At 65.5% G+C, this 16,020-nt stretch carries 15 protein-coding genes; 4 read left to right on the top strand and 11 right to left on the bottom strand.

All coding sequences use genetic code 11. The annotated features are described in order from the left end of the window. Positions 1-20 precede the first annotated feature (20 nt). From DNJ95_RS14585 to ihfB, 3 genes are all read left to right on the top strand, one after another. The gene (locus DNJ95_RS14585; RefSeq protein ID WP_131185460.1) at positions 21-980 is read left to right on the top strand and encodes a metallophosphoesterase; all 960 of its coding nucleotides are present in this window, start codon (positions 21-23) and stop codon (positions 978-980) included. A 69-nt stretch (positions 981-1,049) separates the two neighbouring features. After that, positions 1,050-1,868 carry a rhomboid family intramembrane serine protease gene (locus DNJ95_RS14580; RefSeq protein ID WP_242671935.1) on the top strand — a complete coding sequence of 273 codons (819 nt, stop codon included), beginning with the start codon at positions 1,050-1,052 and terminating at the stop codon, positions 1,866-1,868. A gap of 115 nt (positions 1,869-1,983) precedes the next feature. After that, positions 1,984-2,268, top strand: a complete 285-nt coding sequence (ihfB, locus tag DNJ95_RS14575; RefSeq protein ID WP_131185458.1) for an integration host factor subunit beta — start codon at positions 1,984-1,986, stop codon at positions 2,266-2,268. 200 nt (positions 2,269-2,468) lie between these two features. Here the strand turns inward: ihfB and DNJ95_RS14570 are convergent, their stop codons facing one another. The 9 genes from DNJ95_RS14570 to DNJ95_RS14530 all read right to left on the bottom strand — a co-directional run bounded on the left by DNJ95_RS14570 (position 2,469) and on the right by DNJ95_RS14530 (position 12,961). After that, a complete protein-coding gene (locus DNJ95_RS14570) occupies positions 2,469-3,260 on the bottom strand; it encodes an outer membrane protein OmpK (protein ID WP_131185457.1) in 792 nt (263 codons plus the stop codon). Positions 3,261-3,602: 342 nt separating this feature from the next. Next, positions 3,603-4,553, bottom strand: coding sequence for an adenosine deaminase (locus tag DNJ95_RS14565; protein WP_131185456.1), 951 nt, complete (start codon positions 4,551-4,553; stop codon positions 3,603-3,605). Positions 4,554-4,689: 136 nt separating this feature from the next. Beyond that, positions 4,690-5,649 (bottom strand): 2-oxoglutarate and iron-dependent oxygenase domain-containing protein, encoded by a 960-nt coding sequence (locus DNJ95_RS14560; RefSeq protein ID WP_131185455.1) that lies wholly within the window; start codon positions 5,647-5,649, stop codon positions 4,690-4,692. 175 nt (positions 5,650-5,824) lie between these two features. Then, on the bottom strand, positions 5,825-6,904 hold the full coding sequence (locus DNJ95_RS14555) for a BMP family ABC transporter substrate-binding protein (RefSeq protein ID WP_131185454.1): 1,080 nt from the start codon (positions 6,902-6,904) through the stop codon (positions 5,825-5,827). A gap of 235 nt (positions 6,905-7,139) precedes the next feature. Further along, complete coding sequence (locus DNJ95_RS14550; protein ID WP_131185453.1) at positions 7,140-8,066, bottom strand: ABC transporter permease; 927 nt, start codon at positions 8,064-8,066, stop codon at positions 7,140-7,142. 52 nt (positions 8,067-8,118) lie between these two features. Continuing rightward, positions 8,119-9,213, bottom strand: coding sequence for an ABC transporter permease (locus tag DNJ95_RS14545; protein WP_131185452.1), 1,095 nt, complete (start codon positions 9,211-9,213; stop codon positions 8,119-8,121). Positions 9,214-9,225: 12 nt separating this feature from the next. Beyond that, entirely contained in the window at positions 9,226-10,767 is a 1,542-nt protein-coding gene (locus DNJ95_RS14540) for an ABC transporter ATP-binding protein (RefSeq protein ID WP_131185451.1), read from the bottom strand. A 183-nt stretch (positions 10,768-10,950) separates the two neighbouring features. Next, a complete protein-coding gene (locus DNJ95_RS14535) occupies positions 10,951-11,904 on the bottom strand; it encodes a PDR/VanB family oxidoreductase (RefSeq protein WP_131185450.1) in 954 nt (317 codons plus the stop codon). Positions 11,905-11,914: 10 nt separating this feature from the next. Next, on the bottom strand, positions 11,915-12,961 hold the full coding sequence (locus DNJ95_RS14530) for an aromatic ring-hydroxylating oxygenase subunit alpha (RefSeq protein ID WP_131185449.1): 1,047 nt from the start codon (positions 12,959-12,961) through the stop codon (positions 11,915-11,917). A gap of 123 nt (positions 12,962-13,084) precedes the next feature. Between DNJ95_RS14530 and DNJ95_RS14525 the strand changes: the two genes are divergently transcribed. After that, complete coding sequence (locus DNJ95_RS14525; protein ID WP_131185448.1) at positions 13,085-13,990, top strand: LysR family transcriptional regulator; 906 nt, start codon at positions 13,085-13,087, stop codon at positions 13,988-13,990. A 49-nt stretch (positions 13,991-14,039) separates the two neighbouring features. Here DNJ95_RS14525 and DNJ95_RS14520 read toward each other — a convergent pair whose 3' ends face one another. Both DNJ95_RS14520 and guaD read right to left on the bottom strand, forming a co-directional pair. Further along, positions 14,040-14,426 (bottom strand): hypothetical protein, encoded by a 387-nt coding sequence (locus DNJ95_RS14520; protein ID WP_131185447.1) that lies wholly within the window; start codon positions 14,424-14,426, stop codon positions 14,040-14,042. 234 nt (positions 14,427-14,660) lie between these two features. Next, positions 14,661-15,962, bottom strand: a complete 1,302-nt coding sequence (gene guaD, locus DNJ95_RS14515) for a guanine deaminase (protein WP_131185446.1) — start codon at positions 15,960-15,962, stop codon at positions 14,661-14,663. Positions 15,963-16,020: the final 58 nt, after the last annotated feature.

Below are 16,020 nucleotides of genomic sequence, written 5' to 3'. Positions count from 1 at the left end.
AGCCGCGCCAGGGGGGCGGGATGCTGATCGACCCCGAGCGCAGCTATGACCTGATCGGCGATGTGCATGGTTGTGCCGACGAGCTGGAGCGGCTGCTGGACCTCCTCGGTTACCGCAAGCACGGGGCGGTCTGGCGGCATCCCTGGCGGCAGGTGATATTCCTTGGCGATATCATCGATCGCGGGCCGAGGATTCGCGAGTCCCTGCATCTGGTGCAGGGCATGGTCGCCACGGGCGAAGCGCTGTGCATCATGGGCAATCATGAGTTCAATGCGCTTGGCTGGTATGCCCCCGCGCCACCCGGGAGTGGCAAGACCCATGTCCGCGAGCATTCGTCCCGCTATGCGACGCTGCTGCGGGAGACTTTCCAGCAGTTCGAGCACTACCCGGAGGACTGGAAGGCATTCCGCGCCTGGTTCTACGAGATGCCGCTGTATCTGGAAAGCGAGCGTTTTCGCGTCGTGCATGCCTGCTGGGACAACCGGGTCATCACGCGCCTGCGTCCACACCTGGACGAGGGCCGTATCGATCCGCAGTTGCTGGGCCAGGCCGCGTTCGACGATGGCTTCGTCGGCAAGGCGCTGGATCGCCTGTTGCGCGGCACCGATATGCCGCTGCCCGAGGGCCTGACGCTGACCAGCGAGGAGGGCTTCACGCGCTCGTTCTTCCGCACCAAGTTCTGGGAAGAAAACCCGCATACTTATGGCGATGTGGTATTCCAGCCCGACGCGCTGCCCGAACATGCTGCACGGATGCCCCTGACCCAGAGTCAGAAGAGCCGGCTGTTCCTGTATGGCCCGGAGGAGCCCCTGCTGTTCATCGGCCATTACTGGCGGCGCGGACGGCCCGGGCCGTTGCGGGAAAACCTGGCATGCCTGGATTACAGTGCGGTCAAGGGCGGTAAGCTGGTGGCTTACCGTCTCGACCGGGAAAGGCACCTGGATGCGGGGAAATTCGTCTGGGTCGATGTCGCGAGATAGCAGGATAGGAGAATCGAGTTGCTGGAAGCCTTGCGTTTACCGTTGTCCGAAGACCTCAGTGGCTTCGTCATGCTGTTGCAGCGCCTGGGCGTTCCCTGCCGGGTCAGCGAAGAAGCGGGCGAGCAGGTGTTGCGTGTGCCGGAGGCGCAACTCGAGCAAGTGCGCGAGCTTTATCGCCATTACCCCCTGGGTGATGGTGTGGCCGTGGAAGTGTCGCCGCCGCACCCTGCCGGCAGGGGCGGGTTCGCCCAGGCCCTGCTGCGGCACCCGCTGACCGGCCTGCTATTGCTGGTGACGCTGATCGTCGCCGGGCTGACCCAACTGGGTGACAACCTTGGCGCGGTGCGCTGGTTCAATTTCACCGATTTCCGCATCGAAGGGGATTATGCCTATTTCGCGCCGCTGGCCCAGACCCTGGACAGCGGGCAGTGGTGGCGCCTGCTGACGCCGATGTTCGTGCATTTCGGCGTTCTCCATCTGGCGATGAACGGCTTGTGGTTCTGGGAGCTGGGGCGGCGTATCGAGGTACGCCAGGGGGCCGTTCCGCTGCTGCTGTTGAGCCTGTCGTTCGGAGTGGTGGCCAACCTGGCCCAGTACGTCTTCGGCGGGCCGGGCATCTTCGGTGGGCTGTCCGGCGTCCTGTATGGCTTGCTGGGGCATTGCTGGCTTTACCAGAAACTGGCGCCGGATGAGCGTTACCGCCTGCCGCGAGGGGTGGTCGTGCTGATGCTTGCCTGGCTGCTGGTGTGCCTGTCCGGAATCATCGACCTGGCCAGTTTCGGCACCCTGTCCATCGCCAACGCGGCCCATGTCGGCGGGTTGGTGGCGGGTTGCATTACCGGACTGCTGGGTGGCTGGCTGGCGCGGCGGCGTCTTGCCGGGGCTTGAACTTTTTTTTCGAATGTGGGCGTACGGTCGAAAGCGGGCTGTTCAAAGACTGAACAACATGCTAAAAACGACCACAGGTCAAATGATCTAGCCGCTTGAAAAAGAAGGGAAAACCATGACCAAGTCGGAATTGATCGAGCGTATCGTCAGCCAGCAGGGCCTGCTTTCGTCGAAGGATGTCGAGTTGGCCATCAAGACCATGCTCGAGCAGATGGCCCAGGCATTGTCGACAGGCGATCGTATCGAGATTCGGGGATTCGGTAGCTTCACCTTGCACTATCGGGCACCCAGGGTTGGCCGCAACCCGAAGACCGGGCAGTCGGTACCGCTCGAGGGCAAGTTCGTCCCGCATTTCAAGCCGGGCAAAGAGTTGCGCGACAGGGTCAACGAAGACGAGTGACGGCCCACCTTTCCTTCCGTTCGTAGCCACGCGGCTCGAACAGCCCCCTTCCTTCCCGCCGGCGCCCGCAACAGCGTCCGATACGAATGGGCTCGGCCTCCGTGGGGTAAGAGCGGCCACGAACTTCAAGTGGCCAGCTTCAGAAAATGCCCGTTCCGGCCTGCAAAGGCCCCAGGCCTGCCGCCTGAAGCCTGTGGTCGCTAGAAGTGCGCCTTGACCAGCAGGCTGATGGCGCTCTGGTTGGTACCGCCGAGCACTTCATCGCCCAGGTAGCTGTCGTTGTCGATACCGTACTTGTGCTTCCAGTAGTCGTATTCGACACCGACGTAGAACTTCTCGCCCCAGCCCATGGCCTTGGCCAGGTCGTACTTGATCTGCGGGTTGATGTGCAGGTTGGCGTGGTAGCTGTCGTCGTTGTCCACCACCCAGTCGATGAAACCGTCGATCACCAGGTCGGAATTGCCGACCGGAATGGTGTAGCTCCAGACCGGTGTGACCTGCCAGACGTTCCGCCCTTTGCGGTTGCCGTCCGGCCGGCGCAGGTAGGTGTTGAGCTGGAAGTAGTCGAAGCCGGGGATGTTCAGGTCCAGCGCCGGGCCGAGCATGTAGGTTTCCACATCGTCTTCGCCGAACTCGTAGGTGGCGGACAGCAGCACGTCCTTGACCGGGCCGAAGGAGAGGTCCGCGCCGCTGATCTTGCCGAGCGACAGGCGCGGGCTGATCTCGCCATAGAAGGTATGCCCGTCGCCGGCGCCGTTGGTGGCGTCGGTGTTGTATTTGATGCCGTCGACGAACAGGAACAGGTCGCCGAAGCTCCAGCCGCTGACATGCTCGAAGGTGACGGTCTGCTGCTTGGGCGGGTCGACCTTGAAGTCGATACCGTTGAGGTAGGTCAGGCTGTTGTCTTGCCACAGCAGCAGATCGCCGGCCATGGCCGGGGCGGTTGTCAGCAGGCTGCCTGCCAGTATCAGGGAAGTTGCGACGCGCGGCATGAGCATACTCCAGGAAGTGTCGGGTAGGGTTGTGAACCTGTCTTGTCGGTCAGGCATTTTTCCATGAGCAAGAAAAACGCCAGATCCTGTCCATATGGACAAAAAACGTGGATTTTCCGCGCATGGCAGCCGTGCGGCCATGCGGACTGGCGGGCGATGGGCAGAGGGGCCGGGTGCGGGGAATTCTATGTGCCCGGGCTTTGGTGGTGAAGTGTTTCGATGTCGTCGATGGTGCGTGGCGGGGGGCGGGTGCATCGCTATTGTGCAGGGAGCGCTGCCGCAAGGCGGGTAGGCTGCGCCGCGCGCACCGGGGCGAGCGACGCCGCTATGCTCGTTGCGCGGCTATCGGAGCAGGCGCGCGTCCAGGCTGTTCTGCGCCAGCCGGCGAGCCTGTTGCTCGGTCATGCCGAGGCTTTCATGCAGGGCCATGAAGTTCTCGTTGATATAGCCGCCGAAGTAGGCCGGGTCGTCCGAGTTGACCGTGACCTTCACGCCGCGTTCGAGCATGGCCAGGATGTTGTGCTGGCTCATGTCGTCGAACACGCACAGCTTGGTGTTGGACAGTGGGCAGACGGTCAGCGGGATCTGTTCGTCGATCAGCCGTTGCATCAGCCGTTCGTCCTCGCTGGCGCGTACGCCGTGGTCGATACGCTGGACCTTGAGCAGGTCGAGCGCCTGCCAGATGTATTCCGGCGGGCCTTCCTCGCCGGCATGGGCGACGGTGAGGAAGCCTTCGCTGCGCGCCTTGTCGAACACCCGCTGGAACTTGCTCGGTGGATGGCCCAGCTCCGAGCTGTCCAGGCCCACGGCGACGAAGGCATCGCGGAAGGGCATGGCCTGTCGCAGGGTGTCGAACGCCTCTTCTTCGGAGAGGTGGCGCAGGAAGCTGAGGATCAGGCCGTGGCTGATGCCCAGGCGTTTCTCGCCGTCGAGCAGCGCCTGCTGGATGCCGCCCAGCACCACTTCGAAGGGGATGCCTCGCTCGGTGTGGGTCTGCGGGTCGAAGAAGGGCTCGGTGTGGACGACGTTCTGCTCCTTGCACTTGAGCAGGTAGGCCCAGGTCAGGTCGTAGAAATCCTGCTCGCTGCGCAATACACCGGCGCCCTGGTAGTAGAGGTCGAGGAATTCCTGCAGGTTGTTGAAGGCATAGGCGGCGCGCAGGCTGTCCACGTCGTCCCAGGGCAGGGCGATGCCATTGCGCTCGGCCAGGGCGAACAGCAGTTCCGGCTCCAGCGAGCCTTCAAGATGCATGTGCAGTTCGGCCTTGGGCAGGGTGGCTAGGTAGTCGTACATGGGGGTTCCGTAAAGTCTGCTACAAGCCATTAAGCTACAAGCTGCAAGCCGTGAGCGACAAGTTGGAAGAAAAGTCTTGGCAGATTTTCCGCCACGCCGCGCGCACTGTTGCAGCTTGCAGCTTGCAGCTTGCAGCTTATGCCTGCTTGCGCCGATACGCATAGGTGTCGGCGAACCGCGAAAGCATATAGTCGCTACAGGAGATCGGCGGGTACCTGGGTGGGTTGTCCGGTCCCGAGCAGTTGGGCAGGCAGGCGATTTCCGTGTCCGGGTGCGGCTCGGCGAAGAACGGCATGGAGTAGCGGTCGACCCCCTGCGGGCTGATCACCCGGTGCGGGGTGGATTTATACAGGTCGTTGCTCCAGCGCGCCATCATGTCGCCGATGTTGACCACATAGGTGCCCTCGATCGGTGGCGCGTCGATCCACTCGCCCGCGAGGTTCTGCACTTGCAGGCCTCCGGCGTTGTCCTGGTAGAGCAGGGTCACGCAACCATAGTCGGTGTGGGCCCCGGCGCCCTGTTGCCCGCTGCCTTCGGCGCCGGCCCGGGGCGGGTAGTGGATCATGCGGAAGACGCTGATCGGCTGTTCGAAACGACGATCGAAGAAGTCGCGTTCGATGCCCAGGGCCAGGGCCATGGCGCGCAGCAGGGTTTTCGATAACTCGTGCATGTCCTCGTAGTGGCGCTGCATCAGCGCCTCCCAGCCCGGGATCTGCGGGTGGCGGTTGGGGCCGCGCAAGGGTTTGCCGGCGAGCACGTCGGGATGTTCGGCGGGCATGTGCAGGCCCATGTCGAAGGTTTCCTTGAAATCGCTCGGCTGGCTCGGGTCCAGTTGTTCGGTGGCGATGGCGCCATAGCCGCGATGGTGCGCGCTGCGCGTGATGTCGATGCGCAGCTTCTCCTCGCTCGGGCGGGCGAAGAAGTCCGCGGCGGCGGCCTTCAGCTCGGCGATGCGCTGGCTGCTGATCGGCTGGCCTTCGATATAGAAGAACCCCCATTCGCGGCAGGCCGCATCGATGGCCTTGGCGACGGCGAGCCACGCACCCTGGTCGTCGCCGTAGAGGGGGGCGATGTCGATGATTGGCAGTGTATTCATGTTGGCTCCAGGAAGGATGGGCCGCCGTGCGCGCCGCGGTCGCCAGACTCTGCGCAGGAACGGCCTTGACCGCGCACGGCACTGCCCGCAAGCGCTTTGCGGGCAAGCCTGTGGCACGCGGTCCGATGGCAGTACGGCACGCTGCGCCAGAACGTGGCGTGCCGTGCAGGGCGCCTTACTTCGGTAGTTCTGCAGTGATGCCTTTGACGTAGTAGTTCATGCCGGCCAGCTCGGCATTGCTGGCGCTCGCGCCCTCGGCGATCCTGACGGCGCCGCTCTGGTCGGCGATCGGTCCGGTGAACGGGTGGAAGGAGCCGTCCTTGATACTGGCGATGATGCCCTCGGCCTCGGCTTTGACATCGGCCGGCACCAGGTCGCTGATCGGCAGTTCGATGGTGCCTTCGCTCAGGCCGCCCCAATAGTCCTGGGATTTCCAGGTGCCGTCGATGACGGCCTGGGTGCTCTTGATGTAGTGCGGGCCCCAGTTGTTGACGATGGAGGTGAGGACGGCCTTCGGCCCGAAGTGGGCCATGTCCGAGGCATAGCCGACGGCGAAGACGCCGCGCCGCTCGGCGGTCTGGATTGGCGCCGGGCTGTCTGTGTGCTGGAAGATCACGTCGACGCCCTGGTCGATCAGCGCGTTGGCCGCATCGGCTTCCTTGCCCGGGTCGAACCAGGAGTTGACCCACACCACCTTGATCTCGCTGCCGGGGTTGTACTTGTCCAGGGCCAGTTGGATGGAGTTGATATCACGGATCACTTCCGGAATCGGGAAGGAGGCGACATAGCCGATCTTCTTGGTCTTGGTCATCTTCGCCGCGAGGAAGCCGCCGACGTAGCGCCCCTCATAGGAAGTCGACAGGTAGGTGGCTAGGTTCTTGTCCTGCTTGTAGCCGGTGGCGTGCTCGAAGGTCACCTTGGGGAATTGCTTGGCGACCTTGGCGGTTGGGTTCATATAGCCGAACGAAGTGGTGAAGATCAGGTCGTAGCCGCCCTTGGCCATATTGCGGATGACCCGCTCGGCATCGGCGCCCTCGGCCACGTTTTCGACGAAGCTGGTTTTCACCTGCTCGCCGAAGTGCTCGATCACGGCCTGGCGCCCCTGTTCATGCTGGTAGGTCCAGCCGTGGTCGCCGATCGGCCCGACGTAGACGAAACCGACTTTCAGCGGTTCGGCGGCGGAAGCGCCGAGTGTGGCGCTGAAGCCCAGGGCGGCGACCAGGGTGCGCAGGGTTCTTTTGGCATTCTTGTGCATGGCGGGTGGGGCTCCTTTGCGGATTTTGGTGTGTCGGCCCGAGGGCTTCCGGACGGTTGCAAAAAACTGACCAACTGGACAGATAATCGAAGGGCCGGGACTTGCCGCGGTGGCGCGGTGGCTGTCGGTGCCTGGTGATGTTTCGGCTTGGTGCGACCTGCCGCTGGATTGCCATGCGCTGGTGCGTGATCGGGCGCTGGCGTCGCGGTGCCGGGCGCACAAGGCGCCATGGGGGTCAGTGGCCTCCCTTCCACGGCTTGCCCAGGGAAACCGGCGCATACAGCCGGGTCTTGAGCGCATCGCGGGACAGCAGCACCAGCACCAGGATGGTCGCCACATAGGGCAGCATCGCCAGCAGGTTGGCCGGGATGCTCACGCCGATGCCCTGGGCCACCAGATGCAGGATGCTGGCCAGGCCGAACAGGTAGGCGCCGAGCAATACGCGGAAGATCCGCCAACTGGCGAACACCACCAGCGCCAGGGCGATCCAGCCGCGCCCGGCGCTCATGTTCTCCGCCCACATCGGCGTGTAGGCCAGCGACAGGTAGGCGCCGGCCATGCCGGCCATGGCGCCGCCGAAGAGAATCGCCAGGCTGCGCACGCGCAGCACCGGCAGACCCATGGCGCTGGCGGCGTCGGGGTTCTCGCCGACCGCCTGGAGGATCAGGCCGATGCGGCTCTTCAGCAGTGCCCAGGCGACCAGCGCGAACAGCGCGAAGGACAGGTAGACCAGCAAATCCTGGTTGAACAGCATATGGCCGACCAGCGGGATATCGCTGAGCAGCGGGATGGCCACGGGCTCGAAGCCGCTCAGCGGCTTGCCGACCCAGGCGCTGCCGACGAAGGCCGACAGGCCGACGCCGAAGATGGTCAGGGCCAGCCCGCTGGCCACCTGGTTGGCCTGGCAGCCGAGGGTCACCAGGGCGAACAGCGAGGACAGCAGCATGCCGGCCAGGCAGGCCAGCAGTACGCCGAGCCAGAGGTTGCCGGTGGCGAAGGCGACGATAAAGCCGGTCACCGCGCCGAACAGCATCATGCCCTCCTGGCCGAGGTTGAGCACGCCGCTCTTCTCGCACACCAGTTCGCCAAGGGCGACCAGCAGCAGCGGGGTGCCGCAGCGCACCATGGCATAGAAAATATTGGTCAGCAGGTCGATGTCCATGAGCGTCAAGCCTCAAGCTGCAAGCGGCAAGTGAAAAGCGAACGGGTGAAGGTCATGCGGCGGACTCCTTGCTTGCGGCTTGGAGCCCGCCCCACGCGAAGCGTGGCCGATAGAGAATCAGCACGTCGCAGGCGAGCAGGTAGAACAGCATCATTCCCTGGAACAGCTCGGTCAGCGACTGCGGCAGGTTGAGGGTCATCTGCGCGTTCTCACCGCCCAGGTAGAGCAGGGCCATGAGCAGGCCGGCGAAGAGAATGCCGAACGGGTTGAGGCGGCCGAGGAAGGCCACGGTGATCGCCGCGTAGCCATAGCCCGGCGAAACCTGCGGCACCAACTGGCCGATCGGCCCACTGACTTCGCTGACCCCGGCGAGGCCGGCCAGGCCGCCGCTGATCAACAGCACCAGCCATACCAGGCGCTTCTCGCGGAAGCCGACGAAACCGGCGGCGCGCTTGTCCAGGCCGAGCACCCTGACCTGGAAGCCGAGGAAGCTCTTGTGCAGCAGCACCCACACCGCCACCAGGGCGAACAGCGCGAAGAACAGGCCGATGTGCACGCGGCCGTCCTCGAACAACTGCGGCAGGCGGCTGGCGTCGCCGAACATCGCCGACTCGGGGAAGCTGAAGCCGTCCGGGTCCTTCAGCGGGCCGTGGACGAAGAACAGCAGCAGGTTGAGGGCGATGTAGTTGAGCATGATGGTGGTGAGGATTTCGTTGGCATTGAAGTGCGTGCGCAACCACGCTGCCAGCCCGCCCCAGGCGGCGCCGCCGAGGATGCCGCTGGCGATCACCATGACCAGCACCAGCGGGCCCTGGCGGTCGATCAGTTGCAGCGCCACGGCGCTGCCGACCAGCGCGCCGATCAGCAACTGGCCCTCGGCGCCGATGTTCCACACCCGTGCCTGGAAGGCCAGCGCCAGGCCGAAGGCGCAGAGCAGGATCGGCAGGGCCTTGATCAGCAGTTCGGAGATGCCGTAGAAATCGCTGATCGGCTCGATCAGCAGGGTATGCAAGGTCGCCAGCGGCGCATGGCCGAGGGCGGCGAACAGGATCGCGCCGCTGACCAGGGTCAGTACCCCGGCGAGCAGCGGCGAAAGCAGCAGCATGGCGCGCGACTGCTGGGTACGGGGTTCCAGGGATAACAGCATGGCGGCTTCTCGTCAGGCGGCGTCTTGCGGGGAATCGAATTGGCCGGCCATCCAGCGGCCGACCTCCACGGTATGGGTCTGCGCGGTGGCTTTCAGCGGCGACAGGCGCCCACTGCAGAGCGCACCGATGCGGTCGCTGATCTGGAACAGTTCATCGAGGTCCTCGGAGATCACCAGGATCGCCGCGCCGGCATCGCGCAGGGCGATCAGCGCCCGGTGGATGGCCGCCGCCGCGCCGACATCGACGCCCCAGGTCGGGTGCGCGGCGACCAGTAGTTTCGGTTGCTGCATGATTTCGCGGCCGAGGATGAACTTCTGCAGGTTGCCGCCGGAGAGGCTGCGCGCCGGTGTCTGCGCATCCGGGGTCTTCACCGCGTAGCGGCGGATGATCTCGTTGGCCAGCGCCAGCACCTTGTGCCCGCGGATCATGCCGTGGCTGAGCAGGCCCTGCTGGAAAGAGGTGAGCAGGGCATTGTCGGCCAGGCTCATGTCCGGCACGGCGCCGTGGCCGAGGCGGTCGGCGGGGACGAAGGCCAGGCCGCGCTTGCGCCTGGCGTCCGGGTACAGGTTGGCCAGCGGCTGCTGGTCGAGGGTGATGCGTTCGCGTTCGCCGTTGGGCAGCCGCACTTCGCCGCTGAGCAGGGCGAGCAGTTCGTCCTGGCCGTTGCCGGCTACGCCGGCGATACCGACGATCTCGCCACACCGCACCTCCAGGCGCAGGTTGCCCAGGGAGGTGCCGAACGGGTCGTCGTTGCGCCAACTGAGGTCGTCCACCCGCAGGCGTACCAGGCCACCCAGTGCCTTGGGGTAGCTGGCCTCCAGGCCCTCGGCGTCGCCGACCATCAGCCGCGCCAGCTCCAGGTCGCTGCAGGCGGCCGGTACGCAGTCGCCGGATACCCGCCCGCCGCGCAGCACCGTGGCGTTGTGGCAGAGGGCGCGCACTTCGCCGAGCTTGTGGCTGATGAACAGGATGCTGCAGCCCTCGGCCGCCAGGGCGCGCAGGGTGACGAACAATTCGTCGACTTCCTGCGGAGTGAGCACCGAGGTCGGTTCGTCGAGTATCAGCAGGTGGATGTCCTGCATCAGGCAGCGGATGATCTCCACCCGCTGGCGCTCGCCGATCGACAGGCTGTGCACCAGCCGCTCCGGCTCCAGGCCCATGCCGTAGCGTTGCGCGACCGCGCGGATCTTCGGCGCCAACTGTGTCGGCGTGCCGGCTTCGCGGCCCAGGGCCAGGGCGATGTTCTCGGTCACGCTGAGGGTTTCGAACAGCGAGAAGTGCTGGAACACCATGCCGATGCCCAGGCGCCGCGCCTGGGCCGGGTCGCGTACCTGGACACGCTGGCCCTGCCAGCGGATTTCGCCGGAATCGGGCTGGGTCACGCCATAGATGATCTTCATCAGGGTACTTTTGCCGGCACCGTTCTCGCCGAGCAGGGCATGTATTTCGCCGGCCTGGATGCACAGGTCGATACGGTCGTTGGCCAGGCAGCCGGGGTAGCGCTTGCTGATCGCGTGCAGCTCCAGGCGTGGCATTGCAGTGGAGTGGGGCATGGGCGGCTCGATGGTTGTGCTTCGACCAGTGGGATAAAGCAAAAAGCTGGCCAGTTAGTCAGGAAATTCCGCGAATCCCGCCCGCCGCGGGCCGGTGGGCGCCAGCGCGGCACGATTCGCAGAGGTGTGGGCAGGCGATGCTCCGGGCTGGTGCGGTTCGCCCCGGATTGGCGAGGCGCCCGCTCAGAGGTTCAGTGTCAGCCGGGCCGATCGGCTGCGTGAGCAGCAGAGGGTCATGTGCCCGGTGCGTTCCTGCTCGCTGAGCACGCTGTCGCGGTGCTCGGGAGTGCCTTCCAGCACTTCCACCGTACAGGCGCCGCAGATACCCATTTCACAGGACAGCGGCACGTCCACACCCGCTTCCAGCAAGGCGGCGGCGATGCTGCGGTCGGCCTCGACGCGGATCAGCCGGCCGCTGGACGCCAGCAGCACCTCGAAGGCCTCGTCGCCCTCGGCGGGCGGCTCCGCCAGCGTGCCGCCGAAGGCCTCGCGGTGCACGCTGGCCGCGGCCCAGCCATGCTCCAGGGCCAGCTCGCCGAAGCGTTGCATAAAGGCTTCCGGGCCACACAGGTACAACTGGCCGCCAGGGGGGGGCGCGCTGATTTCCCTGGGGATGTGCTGGCGTGGGCTGGCGCCGTCGCGGCTGTGGTGCAAGTATACGCGGCCATGGCTGAAGCCACGCAGCAGGCGCTCGAGGAAGGGCACCTGCTCGCGCGCCCGGCTGTAGTGATGCAGCACGAATGGGCGGCCATCGCATTCCAGGCTCTCGGCCATGGCCAGCAAGGGCGTGAGGCCGATGCCGGCGCCGACCAGCACCTGGGTTTCACCCGCGTGCAACGGGAACAGGTTGCGCGGCGCGGAAATCCGCAGTTCGGTGCCCACCTGCAATGCTTCGCAGACATATTGCGAACCGCCGCGCGACTGCGCCTCATGCTTGACGCAGAGCAGGTAGTGGTCGCGCCGGTGGGGCGCGCTGGCGATCGAATACTGGCGCACCAGGCCGTTGGGCAGGTGCACATCGACATGGGCGCCGGCCTCGAAGGGTTGCAGTTCGCCGCCGGTCGGCTCCAGTCTCAACGCCTGGTTGCCGAGGCCTTCGGGGCGGGTTTCGGTGATCGTGACGTGCTGCAGGACCATGCTGATCGCCTCAGTGCAGGAAAAAGCTGCTGTAGCCCAGGTTGCGCAGGCCGCGCCGGTAGGCGATGGAACTGCGGTCGGCGGGGATGTGCACTTCCAGGGTCGGGTCCAGCGGCAGGTATTCGGGCTTCTGCGACTCGACCATGTCGCGGTCTTCCTCGAACACCCGCAGGTTGAAGTCATGCACGTCCGGCACGGGTACATCGAGGTCGAAGTTTCGCGCGATCGGCGCGAACATCCGGGTCCGCAGCGCGGAAACCGGCGAGGCGGCATTCATGATCACCAGCCGGCCATCATCGGGGAAATGAATGGTCAGGGTCGCGGTGAAGGGCAGGTGCACGCGGAAGTGGCGTTTCCAGACGAAGTCGCTGGCCGCGCGCTCCTCGCCGGTCGGGCCGATCGGGTAGTTGCCGACGTTGCTCAGGTACACGGCCTCGAAGCCGTCGCTGGTTTCGCGGGTGGTGTAGTCCGGTACCTCGGCGTTGTCCGGGTCGGCGAAGGTCCCGGTGTGCACCCAGGCGAAGTGCGCCACGTCGATGAAGCCCTCCACCTGGCGCCCGGCGAAACCGGCGACATCGAACACCGGGCAGACGATCTGTTGGAAGCCGGCATCGTCCCAATGCGGCATCGGTGGAATAACGGCATCGGCGTTGTCCTGGCCGCTGCGCGCCAGGCAGACCCAGACCAGCCCGTAGCGCTCCACCGCGGCATAGGTGCGCAGGCACATCCTGGCCGGGATGTTCTGGCTCGGGCTGGCGGGGATGCGGTTGCAACGTCCGCCGCTGCCGAAGCGCAGGCCGTGGTAGGGGCAGACCACCCCCTGGCCGTCGTGCTGGCCCTTGGTCAGGGGCACGCCACGGTGCGGGCAGACATCCAGGGCCACCACCAGTTCGCCGGCGACCCGGTAGGCCACCAGCGGTTCGTCGAGCAGAGTGGCCTTGTAGGCGGTTTCGCCGATCTCGCGGCTTTCGGCGATGGGATACCAGTTCTGGCTGAGCAACGTCCAGTCGCTTTCGCTGAAGGTGCAGTGGCGAGGCAGGGGCGAGGCGGTGTTCATGGTCGATCTCCAGGCTTATCGGGTTGGCGCTATGGCTGCGCTTGGCCTGGACTTTAGGGAGCTTAGGTGATGCAATCAAACAGCGTTTTTTCACTTGCCCATTGCAAAAAATGGAACGCTACCATGCTCGCCTTTTCCCGCTTCACCCGTTATTTCATCGAGGTCGCCCGCCTGGGCAGTATCCGCAAGGCCTCGGAAACCCTGCATATATCGGCCTCGGCCATCGACCGGCAGATTCTCCGGGCCGAGGCGGAACTGGGCACACAGTTGTTCGAGCGGCTGCCCTCCGGCCTGCGCCTGACCGCCGCCGGCGAACTGCTGCTGGCCGACGCCCGGCGCTGGGAAAAGGGCTTCCGGCGTACCCTGGAGCAGTTCGACGAACTCAAGGGGCTGCGCCGCGGCCATGTCGAGATCGCCATGATCGACGCCCTCAGCGAGGGTCTGCTGGCACAGGTGATCGCAGCGTTGCTGGGGGAATACCCGCGGCTGACCTTCGGCCTGCAGACGGCGCAGAACCAGGATGTGGTGAACAAGGTGGTGTCGGCGGAGGTGGATTTCGGCCTGCTGCTGGACCCGGTCAGCGGCATCGACCTGGAAGTCCGGGCGTTCGCCGAGATCCCGCTGGGGATCGCCATGCCGCTCGGCCACCCGCTTGCGCGCCGCGAGTCGCTGCAATTGAACGATACCCTCGACTATCGACTGCTGCTGCCCGCCGCGCCGCTGATCGTGCACGAGCACGCCCAGTCGCTGTACCAGCGCCAGCGTATCGACACCCAGCACCTGACCTGGTGCAACGACGTGCGCATGATCCGTGCGTTGATCCGCCAGGGTGTCGGCGTCGGCCTGCTGTCATGGCTGGATGTGGCACCGGACCTGGAAGAGCGGCGGCTGGCCTTCGTGCCGCTGCGCAAGGGCCAGACCAAACCGCTGACCCTGTCGCTGTGCGTGGCGCCACAGCGGCAGTTGTCGCGGGCGGCACAGTTCACCCTGCAGGCCCTGGTGGCGCGGATCGAGGCGATCAGCGGCTGAGGCCGGTCCCCCGGGCCTGCCTGCGCCGGGCGGCGACAGGTCCCGGGGCTCAGTCCTCGTCGTCGCGGATCAGTACGTATTCGGGGCCGTCGTCGCCGTCGATCTGCTCATAGACGAAGTACATGGTCACGCCGCTGCGGTTCTGCACCACGGCGACGAAGTCGCCGGGCGCGGCTTCGAAGTGGTCGTCGCTGGAAGGCTCGGCCTCGCATTCGATGCGCGCGCTGAAGAACAGCTCCGGGTCGCTGCCGTCGTAGTATTCCTCGAGTTCGGCCGCGTCCCAGTCGGCGGGCGGCTCGAAGCGGCCCTCGAACAGCACCTTGGCATCGCCGAGGTCGCGCTCCTCGGCATCCGGGTTGTCTTCGTCCAGCCGGTACAGTGTGCAGTTGAAGGCCGAGTCATGGTTGAGCACGGCATTGCGGTCGATGGTGGGCATGGGGATGACTCCGGATAGGGAGGCACAGGCTACAGGCTTCGAGCCACAGGCTACAAGCGACAGGGCGATCGCGCTGTGCCGTTACTCACTGGCAAGCTGTCTCGGTAAAAGCGCTGGAGGCTGGAAAGCTGGACGAAAAACACCGGCTGTCACGCTCTTTCGTCCAGCCAGCGTTGTCTTCGGCTTTTCGAGCACATGGCACGATCGCCCGGCTCCAGGCTTGTCACTTGGCGCTCATCGGCGGTGCACGCTGTTGCCGGCAGCGAAGGTTTCTTGTACCACCCGGTCGTCGCCGAGGGTGATCAGGGCGAACAGTTTTTCCTCCAGGCTGCGGGCCTGGCGCAGCCGATAGTCGATCAGCGGCGTGGCCTTGAGGTCGAGGACGACGAAGTCGGCGTCCTTGCCGGGCAGGAAGTTGCCGAGGTGCTGGTCCAGGTACAGGGCCTTCGCGCCGCCCAGGGTGGCCAGGTACAGCGACTTGAAGGGGGTGAGGCTCTGGCCCTGCAGTTGCAGCACCTTGTACGCCTCGCCGAGCGACTGCAACTGGCTGAAACTGGTGCCGCCGCCGACATCGGTGCCGAGGCCGACGCGCACGCCATGGCGCTCCATTTTCGCCAGGTCGAACAGACCGCTGCCAAGGAACAGGTTGGAGGTGGGGCAGAAGGCGATCGCCGAGCCGCTGCCGGCCAGGCGCGCGCATTGGTCGTCGCACAGGTGTACGCCGTGGGCGAACACCGCGCGCGGACCGTTCAGTTGGTAATGCTCGTAGACATCCAGGTAGTCCCGGCGCTCGGGGAACAGCGCCTTGACCCAGTCGATCTCCCCGCGGTTCTCCGACAGGTGGGTGTGCATGTACAGCCCCGGGTACTCGGCGAACAGCTTGCCGGCCAGCGCCAGTTGCTCGGGGCTGCTGGTCGGCGCAAAGCGCGGCGTGACCGCGTAGTGCAGGCGCCCCTTGCCGTGCCAGCGCTCGATCAGCGCCTTGCTCTGCGTGTAGCCGGACTCGGCGCTGTCGGTCAGGTTGTCCGGGGCATTGCGGTCCATCAGTACCTTGCCGGCGATCATGCGCAGGTCCAGGCGCTCGGCAACGGTGAAGAAGGCGTCCACCGACTGCGGGTGCACGGTACCGAACACCAGCGCGGTGGTGGTGCCGTTGCGCAGCAGTTCGCGGACAAAGACCTCGGCCCCCTCGCTGGCGTGCCGCGGGTCGGCGAAACGGGCCTCCGCCGGAAAGGTGTAGGTGTTCAGCCAGTCCAGCAGTTGCGTGCCGTAGGAGGCGATCACGCCGGTCTGCGGATAATGGATATGGGTGTCGATGAAGCCGGGGCAGATCAGCGCATCGGCGAAATGCCGTACCGGCACGTCCGCTGGCAGTGTCGGCAGCAGCTCGGCGGCCGGCCCGGCCTGGAGGACCTTGCCATCGCGCACCAGCAGCAGGCCATCGTCGAAATAGGCATGGCTGTCGGCATTGCCGGCCTCGGCAGGGTCGGCGAGGCTGTGCAGGAGGGCGGCGCGGAAGGCTTGGATCTGGCTCATGGGATTCTTCATTCTGCTAGTTGGCATGGAAGGCTTGACGGTGTCGCCCGGTGTGCTT

Source organism: Stutzerimonas kirkiae (genome assembly GCF_004327335.1).
GTDB lineage: Bacteria > Pseudomonadota > Gammaproteobacteria > Pseudomonadales > Pseudomonadaceae > Stutzerimonas > Stutzerimonas kirkiae.
The sequence above is the reverse complement of the archived record's forward strand: the minus strand, read 5'-3'. Positions and strand labels throughout refer to the sequence as shown.